Origin of the sequence: Francisella halioticida, from assembly GCF_002211785.1 — a bacterium.
GTDB lineage: Bacteria > Pseudomonadota > Gammaproteobacteria > Francisellales > Francisellaceae > Francisella > Francisella halioticida.
This window is the reverse complement of sequence record NZ_CP022132.1, coordinates 280,471-305,783: the sequence shown is the minus strand read 5'-3', so window position 1 is coordinate 305,783 and position 25,313 is coordinate 280,471. Positions and strand designations below refer to the sequence as shown.

Genomic DNA, 25,313 nt, shown 5'->3' with positions numbered 1-25,313 from the left:
TTTTTTATAAAGTTACTATAGTTTATTATTTACTTTTTTTAGACACTTGCTATCATTTATATTGTTGAGCCAATGAAAGTTAAGGAAGCTAGAGTAAAAATGAAAATAATAACCGCGGAATATATCTGGATTGATGGTACAGATCCAGTACCTGAACTTAGATCAAAAGCAAGAGTATTACCTTTTAAAGAGATTGCTAATGCTCAGGACTTCCCTGAATGGAGCTTTGATGGCTCCTCTACAAACCAGGCTACAGGTAGCGATTCTGATTGTATAATCAAACCAGTCAATTTTGTAATTGACCCTTTAAGAGAATGTGGTTATATCGTTTTATGTGAGGTTTATAATCCAGATGGGAAAACTCCTCACAAAACAAACAATAGAGCGAAATTAAGAGAGATTTTGAATAATGCTGGCGAAAGCCATGAAATGTGGGCAGGATTCGAGCAAGAATACACTATGTTTAAAGATAATCGTCCACTAGGATGGCCTACTGATGGCTTCCCTGGCCCTCAAGGCCCATACTATTGCAGTGCAGGAGCAAGTAAGACTTTTGGACGTGACTTAGTAGAGACTCATATGCAAGCTTGCTTAGATGCTGGAATTTTATTCTATGGGATCAATGCTGAAGTAATGCCTGGCCAATGGGAATTCCAAATAGGTTATAGAGGTATTGAAGGAGAAGATGCTGGTATATTAAACGTATCTGATCATACTCATATTGCTAGATGGCTACTAGAAAGGCTAGGTGAAGAATATGACATAACTATCTCTTTTGATAATAAGCCTATTAAAGGTGATTGGAATGGCGCTGGCTTACACACTAACTTCTCTACCAAAAAAACTAGAGATCCTCAACAAGGTAAACAAGCAATTTCAGATATAGTTAAAAATTTAGAAAAGAATCATACCAAGGATATTCTAAACTATGGCTTTGACCTTCATGAAAGATTAACCGGTGAGTATGAAACATGTGATATTGATACATTTAAAGTTGGCGATGCTGACAGAGGGTGCTCTATTAGAATACCACGACCTGTTGCATTAAAAGGTTATGGATACTTTGAAGATAGAAGGCCTGGTGCAAACTCTGATCCATATTTAGTAGCTATAGCTCTTGCAACAGCTACTATTAATTAATATTTTTCTAAACAAATCTCATCTATCTGTATTAAGACCATTTTTTTCTGTAGAATACACACAATTACTACTCTTTAAATAATTATACAAATAGAGAGGCTTAATAATGACAAGTTACTCAATTAGTGAAGATTACTGCAAAAATATTTTTGATGCTATTTGTGATAAAGATGGATTTATTACTAAAAATGATGTTTTAGATGCTTTACGTGAATCTGGTATAGTTACGGATGATCCTCGGATTAGTAAACTTATAGTAAAACTAAATAAATTTTCACGTATTGATAAAATTAATTTTGAAACTTTCTTGGACTTCAGTTGTGATAGTATTAGTCTTATTGAAAAATCCATCAATAAAGGATTTATAATTTCTGATTTTAAGGATTTCAAAAAAGAAATTATCGAAATATATGATGAAATCAAGAAAAATGAATCTGGTCAAAATGCTAATTACATACCTCAACTAGCAAGAGTTGACCCAGACCTTTTTGCTGTAGCTTTTTGTAGTGTTGATGGACAGATGATTACTCTAGGAGACTACCTCCACCCTTACTGTGTACAGTCAACTGCAAAAGCAATAACCTACGGTATAGCAACTGAACTAAATGGTGAAGAAAAAGTTCATAAGCATGTAGGTAGAGAGCCAAGTGGAATAACTTTTAATGCAATAGCTCTAAATAAACATAATCTTCCTCACAACCCTATGATTAACTCTGGCGCTATTATGACTTGTTCACTAATAAAGCCTGAGTGGAATCTTGCCAATAGATTCGAATACATCACCCAAGTTTGGAAAGATCTTGCTGGTGGAGAATCAATTAGCTTTGATAATGCAACATATCATTCTGAAAAAGAAACTGCAGATAGAAACTATGCTCTGGCACACTATATGAAAGAAGTTGGAGCTTTTCCTAAAGATGCTAATATTCATACAGCTTTAGATTTTTATTTTCAGACATGTTCAATACAAGTTAATGCAAAAAAAATGGCAAAGATAATGGCTTCAATCGCAAATGGAGGCATATGTCCATTAACTAACAAAAAAGTATTCTCTCCAATTACTGTTCGTAACTGCCTATCAATGATGTATTCATGTGGTATGTATGATTTCTCTGGAGAGTATGCTTTCTCAGTTGGATTACCTGCTAAATCAGGAGTTTCTGGAGCCTTAGTTATAGCTATACCTAATGTCGGAGGTTTTGCTATATTCTCACCTAGACTAGACTCTAATCATAACTCTGCTAGAGGAGTTGAGTTTAGTAAAAGACTGGTTAATAAATTTAGTTTTCACAACTATGATCATTTAGATTGTAGTAATAAGATCAACCCAGTAGAAAATCGCATGATTGCAGGGTCAAACCTAACATTTGAGCTAATTTGGGCAGCCAGTACTGGAGATATATCAGAGATCAAAAGAGTTATCGCCTTAGGAACAGATATAAATAAAGGAGATTATGATAAAAGAACAGCCCTACACCTAGCTGCTGCTGAAGGTCATCTTAATGTTGTGAAATACCTTATTAATAAAGGCGCTGATATTAACTCTAAAGATAAACGAAGTAAAAAACCTATTGATGATGCCAAAACTAATAGTAATACTGATATAGTTGAGCTCCTTGAAAAAGTTACCTCTTAATAAATGAATATTTTTATTATCTACTTTACATATATACTAATAGGCTTCTCTCTAGCTACTTTGTGGTTCAAAAAATATAAAAAAATTGGAGAAATATTATTCTGTCTCTCATTAGTATTAGCTATTATTAGTGGAATAATAAATTATACGGGAACCTTAATAATTGCCCTATCCGCAATACTTATTTACTTAAACTTCAGACATAAGAGTCAAAAAATAGCTACTGTCATTTTATTTATCATAACTACTATCTTTTTATTACTTAACTATATACATATACTGCCTGGCTTCAACAATATATGTATTATCAAAAAGACACATATTTCATTAGATGCGATCACTTTTACGTTATATTTAAATTATAACTCTTTAGTACTTACATATCTTATACTACTATTTTCATCAGAGATTAATCTTTTAAATAAACTAAACAAAATACTCCCTACTCTTAAATCAGGGTTTTTATATGGCTTAATAGCAGTATTAATATTATTACCAATAAGCTACACATTTAGTTTTATAAGATACGACTTTAAGCTAACTAACTACACTTTAATTTTTATTTTTGTAAATTTAATATTTACTTGCATTCCAGAAGAGATATTCTGGAGAGGATTTATTCAAACAAAAGTTCAAACATATACTAACCCTATTGTAAGTGTTTCAATAATATCTTCAATATTTGCTCTGATACATATACTTTTTGCTGGGATATTTTTTGCAATACTTGCTTTTATTGCAAGCATTATTTATGGTTTAGCATATATAAAAACCAAAAAAATTGAAGTTAGCATCATTTGTCATTATTTAGTTAACATTGGACAATTTATATTTTTTACTTATTCTATCTTATCTAGGCCTATCCAACTTAAGCTTAAAGTTTTGGATTACAGATAATAATTAGAGCTATTACCAAAATTTAAAGAGTCAAAACTATTAGCAAAGATAGAAAACTGTATTTTGGTTTCTGTTGTGTATACTACTATAAAGAAATGTTTTGATAGTATTTACAATCAGTAGAGAAATGTTAATGTCTGCTCACTCGTCGTATATTAGTGTCTCTCTAAAAACTATTAGAAGCTGGAAAAGAAGCTGAACTTTTTATACAAAGATCATAAAAAGCTTTTACTATTGGTGGGAGTGTTTTATTAGTTAAATAAGACAAGCCAATATCTCTATAAATATTAGAAGATTTTAATGGCAACCATACTAAATCAGTATTTTTATTTGAAAAGGCTAGCTTAGGTAATGTCGTAACACCAATATTATGCTCTAAAAAAGAGTAAAGAGCAGTAATATTTTCTACAGAATAGGTCGCATTTTTAGCAAGAGTGTTAATTTCTGACCCTTCTAATAATACACAGGTACCATTTCGAATAAATGGATAATTTAATAATTGATCTAAACCTACTCCTTTTTTATTTTTAGATAAAGGATTCTTAACAGAACAAACAACTCCTACAGGATCAGAAAATAGATAAGTAAACCCTATATTTTCATTCTCTATTTGTAACTTATTTCCCAAGGAGAGATCAACTTTTTCGGTTAATAATTTTTCTTCTACTTTTTTAGCATCTTGATCAATCAAAACAATTTCAACTTCTGGATATTCATGTGCAAACTCAGATATTATCTGTGGTATAAACTTAGCTGCAACAGATGGAACGCTTCCAATCTTAAGTTTCCCTACCTCACCATTTGCTAGACTCTGTAACTCAGCATTAAAATCATAATAATTTCCCAAAAAACGTTTAATATTTGGCAGAATATCCTCGCCAAAAGAAGTTAGTTTAGCCTTATAACTCGGCTCAAATAATTTTTGTCCTATGATTAATTCTAATTCTTTGATAGAACTAGATAATGCTGCTTGTGATCTATTTGCTTTCTTAACTGCTGCACGAAACCCTCCTGACTCAACAATTAAAACAAAATATCTAAGTTGCGATAACTTTAAATTAATCATCATAATAAATCTCAACGATAGTAATCCTAATATTATACCACTCAGAAGATAAGAAAAATCTATCAAATGATAAAAATAATAGAATTGATTTAACATAAATATAATTCTAAAATTTTTATATTACTATTTAATTTCTAAAATAATATGAATTATAAAAAACCTATAAAAACAAATTTATTTCAATCTAAAGCTCCTTTGGAGTGGGCTGTAACTAGCAATAAAGTTTTATATACTGCACAAATCCCTATTAATGAAAATGGTGTTGTAGTTGAAGGTGGAATTGAAAAACAGTCTTATCAAGTTATGGAGAATCTAAAAGATACTTTAGAATCGGCAAATTTAACAACTGATGCAGTTTTACAAGTACTAATATATGTCACAGATAGAAAGTACCTCTCAACTTTCAATAATATATATGCCAAATACTTTAGAGCACCCTATCCAAACAGAGCTGCCATAATCGTTGCAGGTCTTGCTAGAGAAGAAATGCTCGTTGAACTTGTTGTTTATGCTGCAACAACACAAGAATAATATTAAAACAAAAACTAATAGGAATTATTATGTTACATCAAAAAAGTGAAAAATCTATCTATATCAATGGGCAATGGTATGAAGGTCAAAATACTATTAAAAATATAAATCCCTCAAATATTAAACAAAATATTGGAGATTTTGCCCAAGCTTCATCTGATCAAGTAGAATTAGCCATAGATGCAGCAAACGCAGCTCAACCTGTATGGGAAAAAACAAGCCTTGAGCATAAACAAAGAGTTCTACAAGCTATCGGAGATGAATTAATTTCTCGCTGTAATGAAATTGGTAAAGTTATAGCTCTAGAAGAAGGTAAAACATTAGCAGAGGGGATAGGAGAAACTTACCGTTCAGGCCAGTTTTTTCAGTATTTTGCTGCTGAAGTTTTACGCCAAATAGGAGATTATGCTGATTCTGTTAGAAATGATGTAACTATTGAAGTAACTAGAGAAGCTGTTGGTACTGTAGCTATAATTTCACCATGGAATTTCCCAATAGCAACAGCTGCATGGAAGATAGCCCCTGCTTTAGCTTTTGGTAACAGTATAGTATGGAAGCCTGCAAACTTAACTCCGGCAAGTGCTGTTATTTTAACTGAAATAATACATAAACAAGATCTGCCAGCAGGGACGTTTAACTTAATTCTAGGAAGTGGATCTAATGTTGGCAACCAACTTATAAACTCCAAGAGAATCCAAGCTGTCAGTTTTACAGGTTCGAGCGATATTGGTAAGAAAGTTGCTGAAGCCACATCAAAAAACTTTGCTAAATGCCAACTTGAAATGGGTAGTAAAAATGCACTTTATATCGCAGATGATGCTAATATTTCAACAGCTATTGAAGCAACTATTAGTGGTTCTTATTCAGGTACTGGTCAAAAATGTACAGCATCTTCTCGTTTAATTGTTTCAAACAAGATTTACGATCAGTACGTTGAAGCTTTAATACAAAAAATAAAGACTCTTAAAGTAAGACACTCTCTTGACAAAGATGCTTTCATGGGCCCTGTTGCTAGTGACTCACAACTACAGTCAAATCTAAAATGGGTTAAGCGAGCAGAATCATTAGGTGCAGAACTTTTGATTGGAGGTGAGCAGTTACACTTAGAGCACGAAGGTTATTATATGGCTCCAACTTTATTTACTAACACAAATAATAAATGGGATATCAATCAAGAAGAAATTTTTGCTCCAATGGCATGTATTATCAGAGCTGATGATTTTGAACATGGATTAGAGCTTGTTAACCAAACAAGATTTGGCTTAACCTCAGGGATTATCACTCAGAGTCTCAAAAATAGTTCTTTATTCAAAAGACATGCTCAAACTGGCTGTGTAATGGTTAATTTACCAACAGCTGGCACAGATTATCACGTACCATTTGGTGGTAGAAAGGAATCTAGCTTTGGATCAAGAGAGCAAGGCCAATATGCAAAAGAATTTTACACTATAGTTAAAACGACCTATCAACGTCCATACTAATAAAAGGTAATGCTTATGTATAACGATAATATAATTATTGACGGTTTACAATATTGCTTCTGGGATAAGGAATACTTCTTAAATCTAAAAGTAAATGGTATTACTGCTGTTCATGTAACTCTTGTATATCATGAATCTGCTCGACAGACTCTCACAAGATTTGCTGAATGGAACAAAAAATTTGAGCTCTATAGTGATTTGATTATGCCCGTAATGAATATGGATGATGTACTAGTCGCTAAAAAAACTAATAAGGTTGGGATTTTCTTTGGTGCTCAAAACTGCTCTCCAATCGATGATGAAATCGGTTTGATTGAAGTTATGCGGAAACAGGGCTTGCTCATTATGCAGCTAACTTACAATAATCAAAGTTTACTTGCAACTGGCTGTTACGAAAATAATGACTCTGGGCTTACAAGATTTGGTAAACAGGCTATTAAAGAAATGAATAGAGTCGGTATGATAATAGATATGTCTCATAGTGCTGAACACTCAACATTAGAAGCCATAGATGAATCTTCTAGAGCAATTTGCATCAGTCATGCTAATCCTAGTTTCGCTAAACCTGCTCTACGTAATAAATCAAACGATGTAATTAAAGCACTAACTAAACGTGGAGGGTTGTTTGGATTTAGTTTATATCCCTTCCATTTACCTAATAATAGTGACTGTACTCTTGAAAATTTCTGTCAAATGATTGCTGATACTACTGAATTAGTTGGTGTTGATCATTTGGGTATTGGTAGTGATCTATGCTTAAAGCAGCCTCTTCATATATTAGAATGGATGCGCAATGGGCGCTGGTCAAAAGAAATGGATTATGGTGAAGGCTCATCAACAAATAATGACTGGCCAGCTAACCCTTCTTGGTTTAGAGACAATAAAGGTTTCAAAAACATTTACTCTGGACTACTAAAGCAAGGTTTTCATGAAGATGAATGTAATAAAATACTTGGTAGAAATTGGTTTAATTTTTTAAATGATGGTTTAAAGAGAAACAGCTAATGTTGACATAAGAATTAACTTCATGGTGAAAAAAAATGCTCAATGAAAAAAAAAAATCCAATCAACGTTTTAAACAAATATGCAAAGATTTGCAACTTAATAACCCTGCTTTTTTATTAAGTGGTGGTTTTATTTTACTATTTATAATTGCTGACTTAATAAATAGTCAATGGTTAACTAAAGCAGTTAATACTGGGTTTGCTTGGTGTACTAGTATGTTTGGACCATTCTGGCAGTTACTTCTATTCTTAACATTCTTTATTGCTCTTTTCTTAGCTATTGGAAAAACTGGTTGCGTAAAATTAGGTGGGCTTGATAAACCAGAGATCAATGCTTTTAAATGGGTTTCAATGATTGTTTGTACATTACTAGCTGGTGGAGGTGTTTTTTGGGCTGCAGCAGAGCCCATAGCTCACTATGTATCACCATCACCTATATTCCTAAGCACTCATTCTTCATATCAAAATGCTATCAATGCTCTAGCCCAATCATTTATGCATTGGAGTTTTCTTGCTTGGAGCATCTTAGGGAGTTTAACTTCTATTGTATTAATGTATTTACATCACAACAAAGGGTTACCTTTAAAACCGAGAACTTTACTCTATCCTGTTTTTGGAGCAAGAGTTTTAACAGGTTTTTGGGGAGGGTTAATAGACGCATGTTGTATTGTATCTGTTGCAGCTGGCACAATAGGACCAATAGGTTTTCTTGGTTTACAAATAGGATATTCCTTAAAAGAATTATTGCATATCCCTAATGACCTTATAACACAATCCATCATCATTCTAATTACTATTATTATATATACATTATCAGCCCTTACAGGCATGAATAAAGGTTTACAATTCCTTAGTCGTTGTAATGTAATATTAGCTGTCGCACTAATGGTTTATATTTTAATATTTGGTCCTACCAGTTTTATTATTAATGGATATATACAAGGCATGGGAACTTTGATACAAAATTTCGTTCCAATGTCTATGTACCGAGGCAATGAACATTGGCTAAGTCAATGGACAGTATTTTTCTGGGGATGGTTTTTAGGTTATGGCCCAATGATGGCTATTTTTATTGCTCGAGTTTCACGTGGAAGAACTATTAGACAATTATTTATAGCTATTAGTATTATTGCGCCTTTAGCTACTTGTTTTTGGTTCTCTATAGTTGGAGGCACAGGTATTGCTCTAGAGATTACTCACCCAGGAACTATTAGCCAGGCTTATATTCATGGTAGCCAGCCAGCTGCTTTGATAGCTATTGCATCATATTTGCCAGCACATTTGATAATAACAATACTATTTTTAATTCTTACTGTAATATTTATTGTTACAACAGGAGATTCCATCACTTATACTATTAGTGTTGTTTTAAGTGGTAGTTATCGACCAAATAAAATGATCAGATGTTTATGGGGTATTTTAATGGGGCTAACTGCACTTATATTGATTTCTATGAATAAAGGAGGTATCGGCTCTTTGCAATCATTCATCATTATTACAGCAGCCCCTGTATCTTTGATTTTGTTACCTTCTCTTTGGAATGCTCCAAAGATAGCTAATAAGATGTTAAAAAACCAAAAAGCAACAGAAAGATTAACCTTATTAAAACGAGAAAATATTCATGAAAAATAAACTAAATAATTCAGACAAAATTCCTATGCGCAAACCCGAAGTTGTTATGAATATAAAAAGACTTGGTTCAATGCACCAAAGTCGTTTAAGTTTTGCTCGTAGATTAGTTCGTAGAATGTTTAAGCATAATTGGAAAGTATCTATTACAACTTGGAACTTATCACCTGAGGGTTTTGGTTCTGCTATTTATAGATTAGACACAAAAAATGGCTCTTATCACTTAGTGATATTTTCTAATAAAATCAGAGATGATGAGCGTAATGATAGAGTTATTGCTGAAAAATGGGATGTAACTTTTGCTCTTGTACAAGGTGAGGTTGATGATAACTTATATAAAGATTTATACAATAATGTTCCTAAGCAAGAATACGGTAGGAATTCTAATAAAATATTAGTCTTGGCAAGAGCTAATAAAAGTTTAAGAATTTTTGACCATATTTTACAAAAGTTACAGTCAGGAGAACAGCCTAACCCAGAGCTACTTTCTGAGGTTGGATATATATTAAGAACCACAGCAGTCTACGGTAATGGAAAGTTTGGTATTTCTGATTTTAAATTATTAGAAAATAATCCCGACTTTAATTTAACTTTTAGCGCTCAAATGTTTTCAGTCTACTTATTACGTCAATTTAGTCTAGACTGGGTACATTTTATTTCAAAAGAGCAAGCTAGAGAGTCTGCAGTAACTATTGATAAAGAGTTTCAACGTTATATTGGTGTTGGTAATGCAACAGGCCTAGGTATGGCCCCATATCTTATAAATCACCCCTGCGTAATCGATCAATGGTTATCAGAACGCGAACTAGCATTAACCTTGATATCTAACCTAGATATTACTATAGAGAGAAAAAATAAAGTTATTTCTTTAATACGCAAAGCTCTGCAATACTTATCGGAAGTAGTAACTATAGATGAACAACAAAACAATATCAATGCTCAAGCTGTTAAAGACATAGATACAATAATACCTATTCTAGAAAATATTAAACATAATAGTATTCAGTGGGGAAGTGTTTTAAAAGATCTTGAGTTCTTTGAATACGAATCCCAAGAAATACTTATCTCCTGCTTATTAGAAGTTTATCCCGAGCATTCTGACCCTCATGCACTAAACATGAAATCAGTAGATCAAACCTTAGAGTTAACTCCTAGTATAACAATTGCTGAAACACTAAAAATATTAGAAAATAGATACGCCTGGGCTATTAATACTGACTTTACCAAACTTGAAAATAGTTATTGGTTTTGGTATATCTCAGAGGATAAGGAAGAGCCTCGACTAGGAGTTAGAGGAAAAGATTTAGGTGAAGATAAAGAACTCCCTTTAGACATAGCTAGACAGGTTTCAAACCTTTATAAAGCAATTAGCTCTGAACATCCAGAAACTAAATTAGTACAGTTTTTAATAGATAATCCTCCGTATAGTCCTATTGCTAGAAGAGTTTGTACTATGGGAAATCGATTGATGGGTGACATACAAATGAATATTTTGGCTAAAGATATGTTACCTATTGATTTATTGAGGTGTAAATTATCATTCTTAGGAGCAACCAAGTTCGATCCAAGGTCAGATCGTTGGGTACGTGTCACCTTCTTTCAAGGAGCTCCTCTATTAAATGAAATAAATGATGATAATTGGCTATTTCCACTTTGCCCAAACTTACACTAAAAACATAAAAAACGCTTAAAACTTAATTTTAGTACACTATTTTATAAGGAGATTTGAAAATGTATGTTTCGCACAATGAAATCACTAATGTCTGTAGAAAAGCTTTCCAAGGATTGAAAACTCCATATGGTGATGCTGTTATTATTTCAAATATTATTGCTGATTTAGAATTAATTGGACTAGATGGAATTAAAGGCTTTATTAAAGCACTAGACTCTCTTAAAAGAGATACGTATCAACCTGCTAAAATAGAAACTTACAATGCAAATATCTCTGTTAATCTTAATGATGATAGCATACTATGTTACCTTCCTAATTTATTGGCATATTCTTATGACGTTTTAGCCGATTATAGTGAGGTGAGTTTAAATATAGAAAACTGCCGCGATCGTTTATTAGCATGTGGTCTATTAGACAAACTAACAAAAAAAAGACTATCTATAAAAGCACAATGGTTAAATAGGTCTTCTCCTAAAAAGATTGTATATATAATGAATTCAAAAGATACAACTCCAAACATTTATTTATCAGATAAACCATGCATTAACAATCAAGACTTAAACATAAATATTAGTAAAAATCAGATAGAATTACCTAATACTAATTCATATGATATTTGCTTAGATTCTAAAACACTCTTGAAAAAAAGAAATGAAATCCTTGAAAAAGGTATTTATATTTCTGAGCAAAACTGGAATACGGTAGCAAAAGCTGCCAGATCTATATTAGTACCAAACTCAAATCAATCAAAGCTTGGTGCAGGTGGCATATAAATTCTATAATTGTGAAATTCATAGAGATAGTTTCAATAGCTAATACAAAGCTTCTCTAAAGATTAATCGATTTTAGAACACTTTCCTTCTTCAACTAATATTAGCAACTAATCTCTAAATACATACAGTAAGCAAAATAGTATTAATAACCCAATAAATAAAATACTTTATAGACCAAATACGACTGTAGCTATTTTTGGAACTTTGATCTACCCCGTCAATTTGGGACAGTTTACTATTTCATTTTCCATTATATATTCAAATTGATATGGAGTCATATAATTTATTGTAGAATGTCTCCTTTTTGTATTATAGTAAGCTTCAATATATTCAAATATTGATAGTTTAGCTTCTTCTCTAGTTTTATAGCTTTCATCATGTACTAACTCTACTTTTAAAGTTCCAAAGAAACTTTCACAAGCAGCATTATCGTAACAGCATCCTTTAGAGCTCATACTTGATAGTAGCCAGTGTTTCTTTAATAATGTCTTGATATTGTTTGCTACAGTACTGTGACCCTTTATCAGAGTGTATAATCACACCACTAGGAAAATTTCTTCTAAATAATGCCATATTTAAAGCATTACAAACTAAATCCGCTTTCATCCTAGAATCCATTACCCAACCAATAACTGATCTTGAGAATAAATCTATAATCACACAAAGATACAGCCACCCCTCTTGTGTAGGTACATAAGTTATATCTGTAACCCACCTATGATTTACAGATAAAGCAGTGAAGTTTTGTTCTAATAAATTATCATAAACATGTTTGTTGTGGTTAGAATCTGTAGTTTTCTTATGCTTACGAGCCGCTTTAGCATGTAAACCAAGTAATTTCATACGTTTAGATACTCTAGGTTGAGTAACTTTCCAACCCATATCTTTAAGCTCTTTGTATATCCTAACACTTCCATATCTAGATTTATGTTCATTAAAATAGCATCATCTAGTTCAGCATCATTATATTGCCTTTTACCTATAGGTTTATGAATCCATCTGTAATATGAAGATGTGCTCACATTCAAAGATTTACATAGTGTTGTTACTGGCATAACTTTATAATGCTCCTTAATAAAGGCGTACCTTACAGATTTTGCTTTGCAAAGTACGCTGCTGACTTTTTTAGTATTTCACGCTCTGTTTCTGCCTGTTTGAGTTTTTTCTTCAAATCAGTATTTTCAAAAGATAGTTGCTGGTACTGCGTTTTATAATCTATCTTTATTTCTTTCTGAGGGTTTGACATGGCTTTGGATATCCAACTGCAAATGGTTTTATATTTAACCCCTAAATTATCTGCTATTTATCGTCTATTTGCATCTGGTTGTAAACATAATTTAACAGCTTCATCTTTAAACTCTTTTGTATATCTCATCTTGTCTCCTTTTCTTAACACCTAAGTGTCCCAAATAGGAGGGTATGATCAATTTTGGAGAACACTGAAATATGAAAATGTTTATCCGGTATCATATATAACTATGAAAGAGGCTAAAGTAGGTATCAAAGAATATATTGATATTTACAACAATGAAAGACTACATTCTAGTATTGGATATATGACTCCTGATGAAGTATATCTGGTATTTTAGATACTGCATAAAAGCAAGAAATAAAAATTTTTTATAAAGTAGTATTGAATAACAGGGACAGTTTATATATAATTTTCATTAAACACAGTCTGCACTTCTTTGAAAAGCTTTTAGGACAACGTATAAACGATTTAGAAAAACTACTTTTTTACACTTCAATTAGTTAACTTAACGGTGCCATGACAAACTTGCTATTTAAACAATGCTAATGGAAAATAGGTTCTGGAATTAACCTACTGTGGAGATATGGAATGAAAGTATTATGTATTGATGGAGGAGGTGTAAAAGGTATTATTCCCGCACAAATTCTTTATTGTATAGAAAAAGATTTTAGAATTAATATTCAAGATCATTTTCAATTAGTATCTGCTACTAGCACTGGTGCTTTAATTGCTATACAAATGAATATAATGAAAAAATCTGCTAAAGAAATTCTTGATACTTATACTGATCACTCTTTGTTAAGTAAAGTATTCCATAAAAACATTCTATCCTTTTTATCTTCTATTTATGGTTCGACTTTTTCTGGAGAATCCAAATACAAAGCACTTATAAAAATGCTAGGAACCAGTCAGTTCTCTACAGCGATTATGCCAACTTTGATAACATCTTATAATTTAACAAAAAATAAAGCAGTTTTATTTAAAAGTACAGCTATGACTCAAAATTTAACCTCCGCACAGGTTGGAAATGCATCTAGTTCAGCACCAACCTATTTTCCTCCATTTAAGATAAATAATAACTATTATATTGATGGTGGAGTCACTGCAAATAATCCTAGTATGTTAGGTGTTGCATATGCTGTGGAACTTGGATCTAAGCTTGATGATATTTCTATACTATCATTAGGAACAGGCTATTCAGCTAAAGATAATAAAGCTATAAAAAAGAGATTATCTTCAGTTTATAAGTGGGGAGGGTTATCATGGTTAGCTAATGGTATTATAGATGATTTCATGAATGGAGATACTAATTCCTCAACCTACTCAGTAGATATGATTATGAGTGAAAATAAACATCTTCGCATCAATCCTGACCTTGGTATGGCGAGCTCAGATATGTCTGATATTAGTGAAGATAATATTAAAGAGCTTGTTAAAGTAGGTCTAGATACTTATAGTGAAAATAAAGCTAATATTAAAAAATGGTTACAAGTATAGCTATGCTTCACCCTTATCTTAAAATAAATTAATAATTTAACCAAAAAACCATCTTATAAAGATTCATAATAATCTAAGTATGAGTTTTATCAATATTGCTCTTAATGTACTGTGCTAATACTTGGTGAAGATATGAAGTAGGATGGATATTTCCCTCAAATAAATAAGTACTAGCTCCTTGTTTTGATAAATCTGGCACACAGATTAAAGCATTTGGATCTGTTGGACTCCCAGTTTTACATAAACCATCAGTTACATTACTAAATAGATATGTTTTGCCATTTATAGTTATTTTCTTATTTTTAACAATCTTATTTAAGAAACTCACCACATCTATTAAATGATATTTTTTTGATTTTAATAAGCTATTAAGCTCACTATTAAATATTTTAGATTGTGCATTCATCGGCGTAACAGTTTTTGTACTTATAGCTAATGGAGTTATTCCTAAATCTGGTAGGTTAGCTATATATATATTGTTAGCACTCGCCCCTTTACTAACTAAATAATCAGCATCATAAATAACATCTTTTGCAGCATCCTGCATGTTGTAACCTTGAAAAACATTATTAGCACCTCCCCAGATAATGTATACCGAGCTAGAGTTTGCCTTTCCATTATTTTTTAAATAACTATCAATTTGATTATACTTTTCTATATCAGATTAAACTGTCCCTATTATTCAATACCACTTTATAAAATATTTTTATTCCTTGCTTTTATGCAGCATCTAAAATACCAGAATATACTTCATCAGGAGTCATATATCCAATACTAGAATGTAGTCTTTCATTGTTGTAAATATCAATATATTCTTTGATACCTACTTTAGCCTCTTTCATAGTTATATATGATGCCGGATAAACATTTTCATATTTCAGTGTTCTCCAAAATCTCTCAATTGCAATATTATCTATAGATCTTCCTTTAGCATCCATAGATATATTTATTTTATTATCAGATAATATTTTAATATGCTCTTTTGCTGTATATTGAGTTCCTTGATCAGAGTTAAAGATATCAGGTTTACCATATTTAAATAACGCTTCTTTTAACACACTAGTTGTTAGATGTGTATCCATAGTATTAGAAATCTTCCAAGCTAGTATTTTCTTGCTATGCCAATCTATTATGGCTGCTAAATATGCATACCCACATTCTAGTCTAATATACGTGATATCAGCACTCCATACCTTATTAGCTTTATCTATAACAACCTGATTCGTCTCATTTTTAAATACATTAAGTAAGTATGGATATTTCTTGTGTTGCTTATTAATGACAGTTGTCTTTTTTTTAGGATACAATGCCTTAATACCCATGAATTCCATAGCACTTTTGATTAGCTTCCTTCCAGCTAGAAATCCTAATCTATTTAGCAACTTTACTAGCCTTCTCGTACCATAATATGGATGTTTAGTATGTATCAAATCTATTGCATTTAATAGTCTAATATCATCATTACTACTAAATTTTGATATTGGTGTATAATAGTACACACTCTTAGATACAGATAATAGTTTAAGCTGATTATTTAAAGATAATTCTAGCTTAGTATCTACAGAGTTTACTCTATCATTTGATGATACCAAGCTTTTTAGCTTTCCCATTAAAAAATCCCTCTCTACTATTACCTCGCCTAGTTCTTTACTTGTTGCATCTTTATCTTTTCTAAGCTCATCTATTTCCTGCTTATACTCCTTAACAACAGAGCTTTTATCAAATGCTAAGCAAGCATTAGATAAAAATTGCTGCTTCCAATTGTGCACGTTTTTAGGAAGTAAATCATACTTACTTGCTATCTCATTAACTGTCATATCGCCTTCTAGCAATTCTATAATTACTTTAGCTTTAAAATCAGCTGTATACGTTACTCTTTTTTTACTCATTTATCTATTTCCTAATTTATCTAGTTAAGTTTAACATTTAGGAATAAAAATCTTTCTAAAATCAGTAGCTTTTTCTGGGAACATTATATTATGTACCTACACAAGAGGGGTGGCTGTATCTTTGTGTGATTATAGATTTATTCTCAAGATCAGTTATTGGTTGGGCAATGGATTCTAGGATGAAAGCGGATTTAGTTTGTAATGCTTTAAATATGGCATTATTTAGAATAAATTTTCCTAGTGGTGTGATTATACACTCTGATAAAGGGTCACAGTACTTGTAGCAAACAATATCAAGACATTATTAAAGAACACTGGCTACTATCAAGTATGAGCTCTAAAGGATGCTGTTACGATAATGCTGCTTGTGAAAGTTTCTTTGGAACTTTAAAAGTAGAGTTAGTACATGATGAAAGCTATAAAACTAGAGAAGAAGCTAAACTATCAATATTTGAAGGATTAACTGATGTCTTGGCTACACATGCTACTGTTGTAACAGCTAATAAGGATACTAATATTAATTTTTTTTCATTTTTTTCTTTAAACTTAATATTGATAAAAGATCACTTTTAATTTCTAATCTTATAGTATACAAATTACTATTCAAACAAGTTTCTAGCACTCAAATTATTCTGGTTTCATATGTGGAAATAAAATTACATCTCTAATAGATTGTGAATTTGTTAGATACATTACAAGCCTATCAATACCAATACCTTGACCAGCGGTCGGTGGCATACCATATTCTAAAGCTCTAATATAATCTTTATCATATGGCATCGCTTCATCATCACCAGAAGCTGCTGCTGCGACTTGTTTTCTAAATCTTTCTGCTTGATCTTGGGCATCATTAAGTTCAGAGAAACCATTAGCAATTTCACGTGCCCCGATAAAGAATTCAAATCTATCTGTAAACTCTGGATTGCCATCTTGTCGACGTGCTAACGGTGAAACTACTGCTGGATAATCAGTAATAAATGTTGGCTGAATAAGCTTATGCTCCACAGTCTCTTCAAATATCTCATTTATTAAATGGCCAAGCTCATAAAAAGCTTCTACTTTAATTTTCAACCTATTTGCAACTTTCATAGCTGACTCAAAATCACCTAAGTCTTGGTTTGAAATATCATCACTATATTTGACGATTGAATCAACCATTGATATACGTTCATACTTGCCACCAAAGTTGATTTTATATTCGCCGTACTCAAGCTCTTGCGTACCTATAACATCTTGCACAAGCTTAGAGAACATATCTTCTGTCAAATCCATAAGATCGTTATAGTCAGAATACGCCATATAAAACTCAAGCATAGTAAATTCTGGATTATGGCGAGATGATACTCCTTCATTTCTAAAATTACGATTTATTTCATAAACACGCTCAAAACCACCAACAACTAGCCTTTTCAAATAAAGCTCTGGAGCTATACGCAAGTATAAAGTCATATCTAAAGCATTATGATGTGTTTTAAATGGCTTAGCCGCTGCCCCACCTTGTAGAACATGCATCATAGGAGTCTCTACTTCCATAAAGTTCATACTATCAAAGTAATTACGAATAAAACTCACTACTTTTGAGCGAACTTTAAAAACTTCTCGAGCATTATCATTTGTAATAAGATCAACATATCTCTGGCGATATCTAGTTTCTTGATCTGATAAACCATGGAACTTATCAGGAAGAGGTCGAACTGCTTTAGTTAGAATCTCAAAATGATCTGCATGAATAGATAGCTCACCTGTATTTGTTTTAAACATAATTCCAGAAACACCAACTATATCACCTAAATCACATAAGTTTTTAAAAGTATTATATTGACCTTCCGGCAGATCACTTTTCTTCAAATAAATCTGTATTCTACCTGATAAATCTTGAAGAGTAATAAAAGAAGCTTTACCCATCACTCTTCTCAAAACAGCTCTACCAGTTACTTTATAAAACTCTTTTGGCTCTAATTCTTCTAACTCCTGCTTTGTCTTATCCGAATATTTTACTTGTAAGTCTGCAGCAACGATATTTCTTCTAAAGCTGTTTGGATGGCTAATCCCATTATTTTGTTCTGCTAGTGTTTGTAATTTTTCTTTTCTTAAGGCCATTTGTGAGCTTTCTTGCATATCTGTAATATATTTTTTAACAAGATCTGCTACCTTTGTTTTAACTTGATCATTTATCTCACTTATATTTTCAAGAGAGCTACTAATTTGCTCTCTTATTTTTCCCCTAACAGCATCTTTAACTGTTATATCATTAATATCTAAATATTCTTTTATCGACGTTTTTATTAAATCTTTTAATTTGCTACTCATTTTAAATCCTATTATTATATTTATTTGCACTTTAGCGGTTAGCTTTTGCTAATGAAAAGTATCTACAACTGTTTGAACTTAAGCAAGTTTTGTAGATACCATTATCATGCAAATGAGCGATAGTAAGTACTAAGCAGTTTTGCTTACTTTTTCAGCCATGAAAAAAGTGTGTTGCTAAACTTAGGCAGTAAGTAGCAAAACTTTCTTTTTATAAAACTATTTATTATAACCCACTTTTAAGGCTAGCCTCAATAAACTTATCCAAATCACCATCTAATACTGTTTGGGTATTGGTACTTTCCACACCAGTTCTTAAATCTTTGATGCGCGACTGATCAAGAACATATGAACGAATTTGACTACCCCAACCAATATCTGACTTTGAATCTTCTAAAGCATCTTTTGCAGTATTACGTTTCTGAAGTTCTAATTCATATAGTTTTGATTTAAGTTGTTTCATCGCACCATCTTTATTTTTATGTTGTGACCTATCACTTTGACTTTGTACAACAGTGTTAGTCGGTACATGAGTTATACGCACTGCTGAATCCGTTTTATTTACATGTTGCCCACCTGCTCCGCTTGCGCGATAAGTATCTATACGTAAATCTGCTGGATTAATTTCAATGTCAATATTATCATCTACTTCTGGTGATATAAAAACTGATGCAAAAGAAGTATGGCGCTTACTATTTGAATCAAATGGTGATTTTCTTACAAGCCTGTGGATACCTGTTTCTGTACGCAGCCAACCATAAGCATATTCACCTTCTATATTCATTGTACAACCTTTAATACCTGCCACATCACCATCTGATATATTATCAATAGTTACTTTAAACCCATGACTATCTGCCCAACGCATGTACATACGCATTAGCATTTCTGCCCAATCCTGTGCTTCTGTACCACCTGAACCTGATTGAATATCAAGATAGGCATTGTTAGTATCCATCTCCCCAGAGAACATACGACTAAATTCAAGTTTTTCTATTTCACTAGTCACATCTTGAGTATCTCTAGCAATCTCTTGCATAAGCGACTCCTCTTCTTCTGCTAGCTCTAGTAGCTCTGATAAGGTTTCTAATGTTTCTGAAATATGCTCGCAATTATACACTACATTTTCAAGCTCAACTTTTTGTCTGCCTAAATTTTGTGCATATTCGGGATTATCCCATATAGAACCATCTTCAAGTTCCATTAAAATCTCTGTTAATTTTTCTTTTTTAACATCATAGTCAAAGATAGTCCCGTAAAGATTCAATACGGGCTGTTAGATTTTTCAATAAAACTCTATAACTTATAGATTCCATTTGATATTTTTTTGTTAGTTAAATTTTGTATATAAATTTTATATTTTTAGAATAAATATTACAAACAAAGACTGACTAAAGTTATCAAAATAATACCTTATTCTTTTGAAGCAACTCTGCTATCATTTAGTATAAGAATTTTTAAATAAAAATTTGTAAATGTCATATCAAGCATTAGCGAGAAAATATAGACCTCAATCATTTTCAGAGGTTGCTGGTCAACAGCATGCCCTTAATAGTTTAGTGCATGCACTAGAAGCGCAAAAAGTTCACCATGCATACCTTTTTACCGGCACAAGAGGAGTTGGTAAAACAACCTTAGGTAGACTATTGGCAAAATGTTTAAACTGTAAAACAGGTGTAACTGCAGAGCCATGTAATGAATGTGAAAACTGTGTTGCTATTAACAATAATAACTTTATCGATCTAATAGAGATTGATGCTGCATCTCGCACAGGCGTTGAAGAAACAAAAGAGATTCTAGACAACATACAATACATGCCATCACAAGGCCGTTACAAAGTTTATCTAATAGATGAAGTGCATATGCTATCTAAGCAGAGCTTTAACGCATTGCTAAAAACTCTAGAAGAACCTCCTGAATATGTAAAATTTATCTTAGCTACTACAGATTATCATAAAATACCTGTTACTATATTATCCAGATGTATACAACTTCATCTAAAGCACATATCTCAAGCTGATATAAAAGACCAGTTGAAGATGGTTCTTTCTAAGGAAAATATTGAAGTGGATGAGCAATCTCTTGATTATATGGCCTATCATGCAAAAGGTAGCCTTCGGGATGCTCTAAGTCTGCTTGATCAAGCAATTAGCTTTTGTGGTGGCAAGCTTGAGCAATCTCAAATTAAACAAATGCTTGGTATCGTAGATAGTGAAGAAATTTACATCTTAATAGATGCCATTATAAATGATACTCCTAATAAAATATTATCGGCGGTTAAAAACCTAACTCTATCTGAAGATAATGCTGAGGCTGTACTAGATCGAATAGCAGAAGTTTGGTTTAGCTGCTGCCTATATGGTATCACTCAGAGTTTAGATTCTACAAATCAAATAAATGTGGATCTAATAAATACTATTCTAGAAAAGATAGATATTGAGCAAGCTCATTTGCTTTATCAGCTTACTATTTCAGCAAAAAAAGATCTCTCATTAGCTCCAAACTTTGAGACTGGACTAGCAATGGCTATTCTTAGACTAATAGCTTTCAAAAAAAAAAGTTTAAGTAATAACAACAATTTTTCTCAATCTAATACTAACAATATAACTAAACCTAAAAATAAAGATCTATCCAACCTTAAAGAACAATTTATTAAACCTACTACTGATCCTATTAAACCACAAAAAATAGATACTCAGAAGCAAGAAGAGTATAGTGATCTTGATAAACACTGGTTTACTACACTTAATAAAATAAAGCTTAAAGGTTTTACAAAAACACTAGCATTCAACAGCCATCTAATCAAAAATAATATTGATACTTATCAGATCCAACTAAATGATGACGCTAAAAAAATTCTAGAACTTGATCCACAAAGTATTACAAAGCTACAATCTGCTATTTGTGAATTATTAAACAATCCCAGTTTTAGGCTCGATATTAAAAATTTACCTAATAATGCCACGAACAATAACAAATCTCCTGCTGAAATAAAACGTGATAATGCTGTGCAAAAAATCCATGGTGATAAAAGCGTAAAGCTAATAAAAGATAGTTTGGAGTTAGATATCAAAGATGAAAATATAGTTCTAACAGATTGAAGAAACTTGACTTAAATTTTAAATATATTCCCATGCACTTTTATCAGCAAAAATAGCATGTAAAAGCTTGTTATTAAGAGTATGTCCAGATTTAAAACAGTTAAAATGGCCTAGAATATAACCTCCAACATAGAAGTCACCAATAGCATCTAAAAGCTTATGCCTAACAAACTCATCATCATAACGTAAACCATCTTCATTAAGAACACCTTCATTACTAATACCCACGGCATTATCTAAAGATGCTCCCTTGGCAAGATTGTTTTGATGTAAGTAAGCAAGTTGTTCATAAAAGCCAAATGTTCTAGCTTTTGATACCATTTCAATATATTCATCGAGATTATACTCAAATATAATATGATCATTTGTCGCAGCTATTATTGGATGATCCCACTGTATTTTAAATTCATATTTAAGAGTATCACTTGGTAAAGCTTCAGCAAATTTGTCTTCATGCTCAACTCTTACAGGCTTTAAAAGCTTAATTCCTTTTCTGTCAGAAATTTGATCTACTACTCCAACATTTTTTAAAAGCTGAGTAAACTCGTAAGAACTTCCATCCATCACAGGAAGTTCAGGAGCATTAACTTCAACGAGCACATTATCCACTTCAAACATAGCAAATGCTGACATTAAATGTTCTATTGTTGATACTGCTAAATTTTGATCACCTTCTTTTGTTAAAAGAGTACACATAACAGCCTCTTTAATGTTAAAAGGAGTTACTTTAATATCAACTACAGGATTCAAGTCTGCTCTGCTAAATACTATTCCTGTATTAATATCAGCAGGCTTAATTATCATAGAAACATCTACACCAGAATGTAAGCCTATGCCTGTTACAGAAAACTGATTTGCTATTGTTTTTTGTTTCATCATGCTCTCTTAAAGTTTAGTTTTATTATCTTCTTCTCAAGAAACTAGGTATATCTGATTTGTCTGTTGAATCTAAATCAAGCTTCAAGCTATCACTAGAACCGGCAACCTCAACCTCCTTTCTTACAAAAGGGGTGCTTGGCTTACTTGAAAAGCTGGACCCTTGACTAGGAGCAGTTTTTTTCTCAACACCAAAACCTTTTTTCATAGCAACTTTTTCTATACCAGTAACAACAACTGTTACATTCATAGAATCAGACATATCCGGATCAATAACAGTACCAGCTATTACTATCGCTTCATCAGAAATGAAAGATCTAATAACTTCACCAACTTCTTCAAACTCGCCGATAGACATGTCCATGCCTGCTGTAATATTTACGATTACACCTTTAGCACCATCTAAATTGATATCTTCTAAAAGAGGGCTTGAAATAGCAGCTTCTGCAGCTTCTCTTGCTCTGTTTTCACCAGTCGCTTGACCCATACCCATCATCGCTAGACCCATATCAGTCATTACTGCTCTGACATCAGCAAAGTCGACGTTAATTAAACCTGGCTTAGTAATTAGTTCAGAAACACCTTTTACAGCATTTCCTAACACATCATTTGCAGCATTAAAAGCATCTAAAAGAGATGCTCCTTTACCAAGTACACTTAGAAGTTTTTCATTAGGTACTGTAATTATAGAATCAACATGTTGAGTAAGCTCATCAATACCGTATTCAGCAGCTTTCATTCTTCTAGGCCCTTCAAATGGGAAAGGTTTTGTAACTACTGCTACTGTAAGAATCCCCATCTCTTTTGCAACTTCTGCAACAACAGGAGCTCCACCAGTACCTGTACCACCACCCATGCCGGCAGTGATGAAAACCATATCAGCACCTTCTAACAACTGCTCAATCTTAGCTCTATCTTCTGTAGCAGCTCTTTTACCAACGTCAGGGTTTGCGCCAGCACCTAGACCTTTAGTAAGGTTAGTACCAATTTGTAGCACATTTTGAACTTTTGACTTTGATAATGCTTGACCATCAGTATTTAAAGCAAAAAATTCAACGTCAGTAACCTCTTCACACATATGTTGTACAGCATTACCGCCCCCGCCACCAACACCAACAACTTTAATTATGGCACTTGAAACCATTGAATCATTAAAATCAAACATATTGTACACTCCTTTATTTTATTATTTCTAACCCATTTATATCTTAAAAATTATTCGAAAACCATCCTTTTACTGATGATATTATCTTTTTCTTAGATTTATCTGTATCTCCATCAATTTCTATCATATCTTCATCGACACTTTGTTCAGATCCTTCTTGAGCATTCTCTGAAGCATACTTTAATAATCCAACAACGGTTGAGTAAGAAGGATTATGCACTACTTCATTTGCTCCACTAACCTCTATTGGGCCACCAACTCTTACAGGTAACTTAAACATATCTTCAGCTAGCCTTGCAAGACCTTTTAATTTCGCTCCACCACCAGTAAATACTATCCCTGAGGAAATCACCTCAAGTAATCGATTTTGATCTAGCTCTCTATACAAAGACTCAAATATTTCCTCAACTCTAGCTTCTATAACCAACGACAAATCTTGTAGCGATATTCTTTTCTTAGCATTGCCCAAAGAGTTTGGAATATCTATTTTCTCATCTGGATTTTTAAGATATTTGCTTGCGGCATAACCATATTGTAATTTCAGGCTTTCTGCTGCTTCTATAGGAAGCCTAAATACTTTTGATATATCTGAAGAGATACTATTACCGCCTGTTGTAATACTAGATGTGTAGCAAATTCCTCCATCTGAGAATACAGAAAAACTTGTAGAATCAGCTCCAAGATTGACTAAGCAAACTCCCATCTCTTTCTCATTCTCTGTAAGAGTGGCACTACTTGCTGCTAAATGTTCAACTACCAAGCTACTTATTTTATAACCACAATTTGAAATACATTTCCTAACATTTTGTAACAAGCGCGAAGAAGCTACTATGATATGCACATTAGATTCCAATCTCACAGCAAACATACCTATTGGTTCTGTAACACCAGATTGGCCATCAACAATATAATCTCTTTGCAAAACATGGAGCATTTCAGTATCAGCAGACATTGGTACAGCTTTTGCTGTTTTTATTGCCATTGCAAGATCTTCCATGCTAACTTCACCATTATCCACAGCTGCTAATCCATATGAGTTAAAGCCTGCTATACTTGGAGCACTTATACCTAAGGTTACCTCTCTAACATCAACCCCGGCTATACTTTTAGCTTCATCTAATGCCGCATTTAGTGTTTCCATCGCCATCTCAAGGTTAATTACTGAACCTTGCTTTATACCTTTAGATTTTTTCTGGCTGACCCCTAGTATTTTTATACTATTATTTTCCGCAAGCTGGCCAATCGCAACAGCCACCTTGTGAGAACCTAGATCGACCGCACAAAAATTATTATTCCCAAAACTCATTTAATTTAGCCCCAATTTTAAAGACAGATATTTTTTATTCGCATATATACTTATATTACATTATATGCATATAATCATAGAAAACCAATAG

General features: G+C 32.5%; 24 protein-coding genes and 1 pseudogene. 13 read left to right on the top strand and 12 right to left on the bottom strand.

The window, feature by feature from the left end; all coding sequences use genetic code 11:
• Positions 1–99: 99 nt before the first annotated feature.
• The 3 genes from CDV26_RS01670 (at position 100) to CDV26_RS01660 (ending at position 3,673) form a co-directional block, all read left to right on the top strand.
• Positions 100–1,140, top strand: coding sequence for a glutamine synthetase beta-grasp domain-containing protein (locus tag CDV26_RS01670; RefSeq protein WP_088773425.1), 1,041 nt, complete (start codon positions 100–102; stop codon positions 1,138–1,140).
• A 106-nt stretch (positions 1,141–1,246) separates the two neighbouring features.
• Positions 1,247–2,776, top strand: a complete 1,530-nt coding sequence (gene glsA, locus CDV26_RS01665) for a glutaminase A (protein ID WP_088771817.1) — start codon at positions 1,247–1,249, stop codon at positions 2,774–2,776.
• 3 nt (positions 2,777–2,779) lie between these two features.
• Positions 2,780–3,673, top strand: a complete 894-nt coding sequence (locus CDV26_RS01660) for a CPBP family intramembrane glutamic endopeptidase (RefSeq protein ID WP_088771816.1) — start codon at positions 2,780–2,782, stop codon at positions 3,671–3,673.
• Between the two features lie 166 nt (positions 3,674–3,839).
• On the opposite strand, the gene CDV26_RS01655 is transcribed toward CDV26_RS01660, so the two are convergent.
• Positions 3,840–4,739 (bottom strand): LysR family transcriptional regulator, encoded by a 900-nt coding sequence (locus CDV26_RS01655; protein WP_211276376.1) that lies wholly within the window; start codon positions 4,737–4,739, stop codon positions 3,840–3,842.
• Between the two features lie 144 nt (positions 4,740–4,883).
• Between CDV26_RS01655 and CDV26_RS01650 the strand changes: the two genes are divergently transcribed.
• The 6 genes from CDV26_RS01650 to CDV26_RS01625 are packed head-to-tail and all read left to right on the top strand — an operon-like array spanning position 4,884 to position 11,829.
• Positions 4,884–5,270 carry a RidA family protein gene (locus CDV26_RS01650; protein ID WP_088771815.1) on the top strand — a complete coding sequence of 129 codons (387 nt, stop codon included), beginning with the start codon at positions 4,884–4,886 and terminating at the stop codon, positions 5,268–5,270.
• Positions 5,271–5,299: 29 nt separating this feature from the next.
• Positions 5,300–6,751, top strand: coding sequence for an aldehyde dehydrogenase family protein (locus CDV26_RS01645; protein ID WP_088771814.1), 1,452 nt, complete (start codon positions 5,300–5,302; stop codon positions 6,749–6,751).
• Between the two features lie 15 nt (positions 6,752–6,766).
• Positions 6,767–7,756, top strand: a complete 990-nt coding sequence (locus tag CDV26_RS01640) for a membrane dipeptidase (RefSeq protein ID WP_088771813.1) — start codon at positions 6,767–6,769, stop codon at positions 7,754–7,756.
• Between the two features lie 35 nt (positions 7,757–7,791).
• Complete coding sequence (locus tag CDV26_RS01635) at positions 7,792–9,387, top strand: BCCT family transporter (RefSeq protein WP_088771812.1); 1,596 nt, start codon at positions 7,792–7,794, stop codon at positions 9,385–9,387.
• Positions 9,377–11,056 carry a hypothetical protein gene (locus CDV26_RS01630; protein WP_088771811.1) on the top strand — a complete coding sequence of 560 codons (1,680 nt, stop codon included), beginning with the start codon at positions 9,377–9,379 and terminating at the stop codon, positions 11,054–11,056. Before CDV26_RS01635 ends, CDV26_RS01630 begins: the two co-directional genes overlap by 11 nt.
• A 59-nt stretch (positions 11,057–11,115) precedes the next feature.
• Positions 11,116–11,829 carry a DUF3726 domain-containing protein gene (locus CDV26_RS01625; protein ID WP_088771810.1) on the top strand — a complete coding sequence of 238 codons (714 nt, stop codon included), beginning with the start codon at positions 11,116–11,118 and terminating at the stop codon, positions 11,827–11,829.
• A 209-nt stretch (positions 11,830–12,038) separates the two neighbouring features.
• Here the strand turns inward: CDV26_RS01625 and CDV26_RS14110 are convergent, their stop codons facing one another.
• Genes CDV26_RS14110 through CDV26_RS11825 form a run of 4 tightly spaced genes read right to left on the bottom strand, consistent with a single transcriptional unit; the run spans position 12,039 to position 13,075 of the window.
• A complete protein-coding gene (locus CDV26_RS14110; protein ID WP_088771809.1) occupies positions 12,039–12,284 on the bottom strand; it encodes an IS3 family transposase in 246 nt (81 codons plus the stop codon).
• On the bottom strand, positions 12,274–12,711 hold the full coding sequence (locus tag CDV26_RS01615; protein ID WP_088773423.1) for an IS3 family transposase: 438 nt from the start codon (positions 12,709–12,711) through the stop codon (positions 12,274–12,276). The genes CDV26_RS14110 and CDV26_RS01615 overlap by 11 nt, the downstream gene beginning before the upstream one ends.
• Positions 12,669–12,884 (bottom strand): hypothetical protein, encoded by a 216-nt coding sequence (locus CDV26_RS11830; RefSeq protein ID WP_088771820.1) that lies wholly within the window; start codon positions 12,882–12,884, stop codon positions 12,669–12,671. The genes CDV26_RS01615 and CDV26_RS11830 overlap by 43 nt, the downstream gene beginning before the upstream one ends.
• A gap of 32 nt (positions 12,885–12,916) precedes the next feature.
• A complete protein-coding gene (locus CDV26_RS11825; RefSeq protein WP_157671347.1) occupies positions 12,917–13,075 on the bottom strand; it encodes a hypothetical protein in 159 nt (52 codons plus the stop codon).
• Between the two features lie 154 nt (positions 13,076–13,229).
• Here CDV26_RS11825 and CDV26_RS01610 point away from each other — a divergent pair, with 154 nt between their 5' ends.
• Positions 13,230–13,418 (top strand): integrase core domain-containing protein, encoded by a 189-nt coding sequence (locus CDV26_RS01610; protein WP_088771808.1) that lies wholly within the window; start codon positions 13,230–13,232, stop codon positions 13,416–13,418.
• A 251-nt stretch (positions 13,419–13,669) separates the two neighbouring features.
• Positions 13,670–14,578: a patatin-like phospholipase family protein gene (locus CDV26_RS01605; RefSeq protein ID WP_088771807.1), complete on the top strand. Its 909-nt coding sequence runs from the start codon at positions 13,670–13,672 to the stop codon at positions 14,576–14,578.
• A gap of 73 nt (positions 14,579–14,651) precedes the next feature.
• Here the strand turns inward: CDV26_RS01605 and CDV26_RS01600 are convergent, their stop codons facing one another.
• Positions 14,652–15,218: an SGNH/GDSL hydrolase family protein gene (locus CDV26_RS01600; RefSeq protein ID WP_255321931.1), complete on the bottom strand. Its 567-nt coding sequence runs from the start codon at positions 15,216–15,218 to the stop codon at positions 14,652–14,654.
• A gap of 79 nt (positions 15,219–15,297) precedes the next feature.
• A complete protein-coding gene (locus CDV26_RS01595; protein ID WP_088771805.1) occupies positions 15,298–16,467 on the bottom strand; it encodes an IS3 family transposase in 1,170 nt (389 codons plus the stop codon).
• Positions 16,468–16,544: 77 nt separating this feature from the next.
• Between CDV26_RS01595 and CDV26_RS12810 the strand changes: the two are divergent.
• Positions 16,545–16,923 (top strand): annotated as a pseudogene (locus tag CDV26_RS12810) (IS3 family transposase); the annotation flags it as partial.
• 171 nt (positions 16,924–17,094) lie between these two features.
• On the opposite strand, the gene lysS reads toward CDV26_RS12810, so the two are convergent.
• Together lysS and prfB are read right to left on the bottom strand one after the other, a co-directional pair.
• A complete protein-coding gene (lysS, locus tag CDV26_RS01580; RefSeq protein WP_088771802.1) occupies positions 17,095–18,777 on the bottom strand; it encodes a lysine--tRNA ligase in 1,683 nt (560 codons plus the stop codon).
• Positions 18,778–19,000: 223 nt separating this feature from the next.
• Positions 19,001–20,090, bottom strand: a protein-coding gene (gene prfB, locus CDV26_RS01575) for a peptide chain release factor 2 (RefSeq protein WP_211276375.1) whose coding sequence is annotated in 2 segments (ribosomal slippage) — positions 19,001–20,017 and positions 20,019–20,090 — 1,089 coding nt in all. Because the reading frame shifts where the segments join, the coding sequence is not laid out codon by codon here.
• A gap of 159 nt (positions 20,091–20,249) precedes the next feature.
• On the opposite strand from prfB, the gene dnaX reads away from it, so the two are divergent.
• Entirely contained in the window at positions 20,250–21,875 is a 1,626-nt protein-coding gene (gene dnaX, locus CDV26_RS01570; RefSeq protein WP_088771801.1) for a DNA polymerase III subunit gamma/tau, read from the top strand.
• 18 nt (positions 21,876–21,893) lie between these two features.
• Here dnaX and lpxC read toward each other — a convergent pair whose 3' ends face one another.
• From lpxC to ftsA, 3 genes are read right to left on the bottom strand one after another with little or no spacing between them, the layout of a single operon-like run.
• Positions 21,894–22,754, bottom strand: a complete 861-nt coding sequence (gene lpxC / locus CDV26_RS01565) for a UDP-3-O-acyl-N-acetylglucosamine deacetylase (RefSeq protein ID WP_088771800.1) — start codon at positions 22,752–22,754, stop codon at positions 21,894–21,896.
• Between the two features lie 22 nt (positions 22,755–22,776).
• Positions 22,777–23,916 carry a cell division protein FtsZ gene (ftsZ, locus tag CDV26_RS01560; RefSeq protein ID WP_088771799.1) on the bottom strand — a complete coding sequence of 380 codons (1,140 nt, stop codon included), beginning with the start codon at positions 23,914–23,916 and terminating at the stop codon, positions 22,777–22,779.
• 43 nt (positions 23,917–23,959) lie between these two features.
• The gene (gene ftsA, locus CDV26_RS01555; protein ID WP_088771798.1) at positions 23,960–25,222 is read right to left on the bottom strand and encodes a cell division protein FtsA; all 1,263 of its coding nucleotides are present in this window, start codon (positions 25,220–25,222) and stop codon (positions 23,960–23,962) included.
• Positions 25,223–25,313 lie beyond the last annotated feature (91 nt).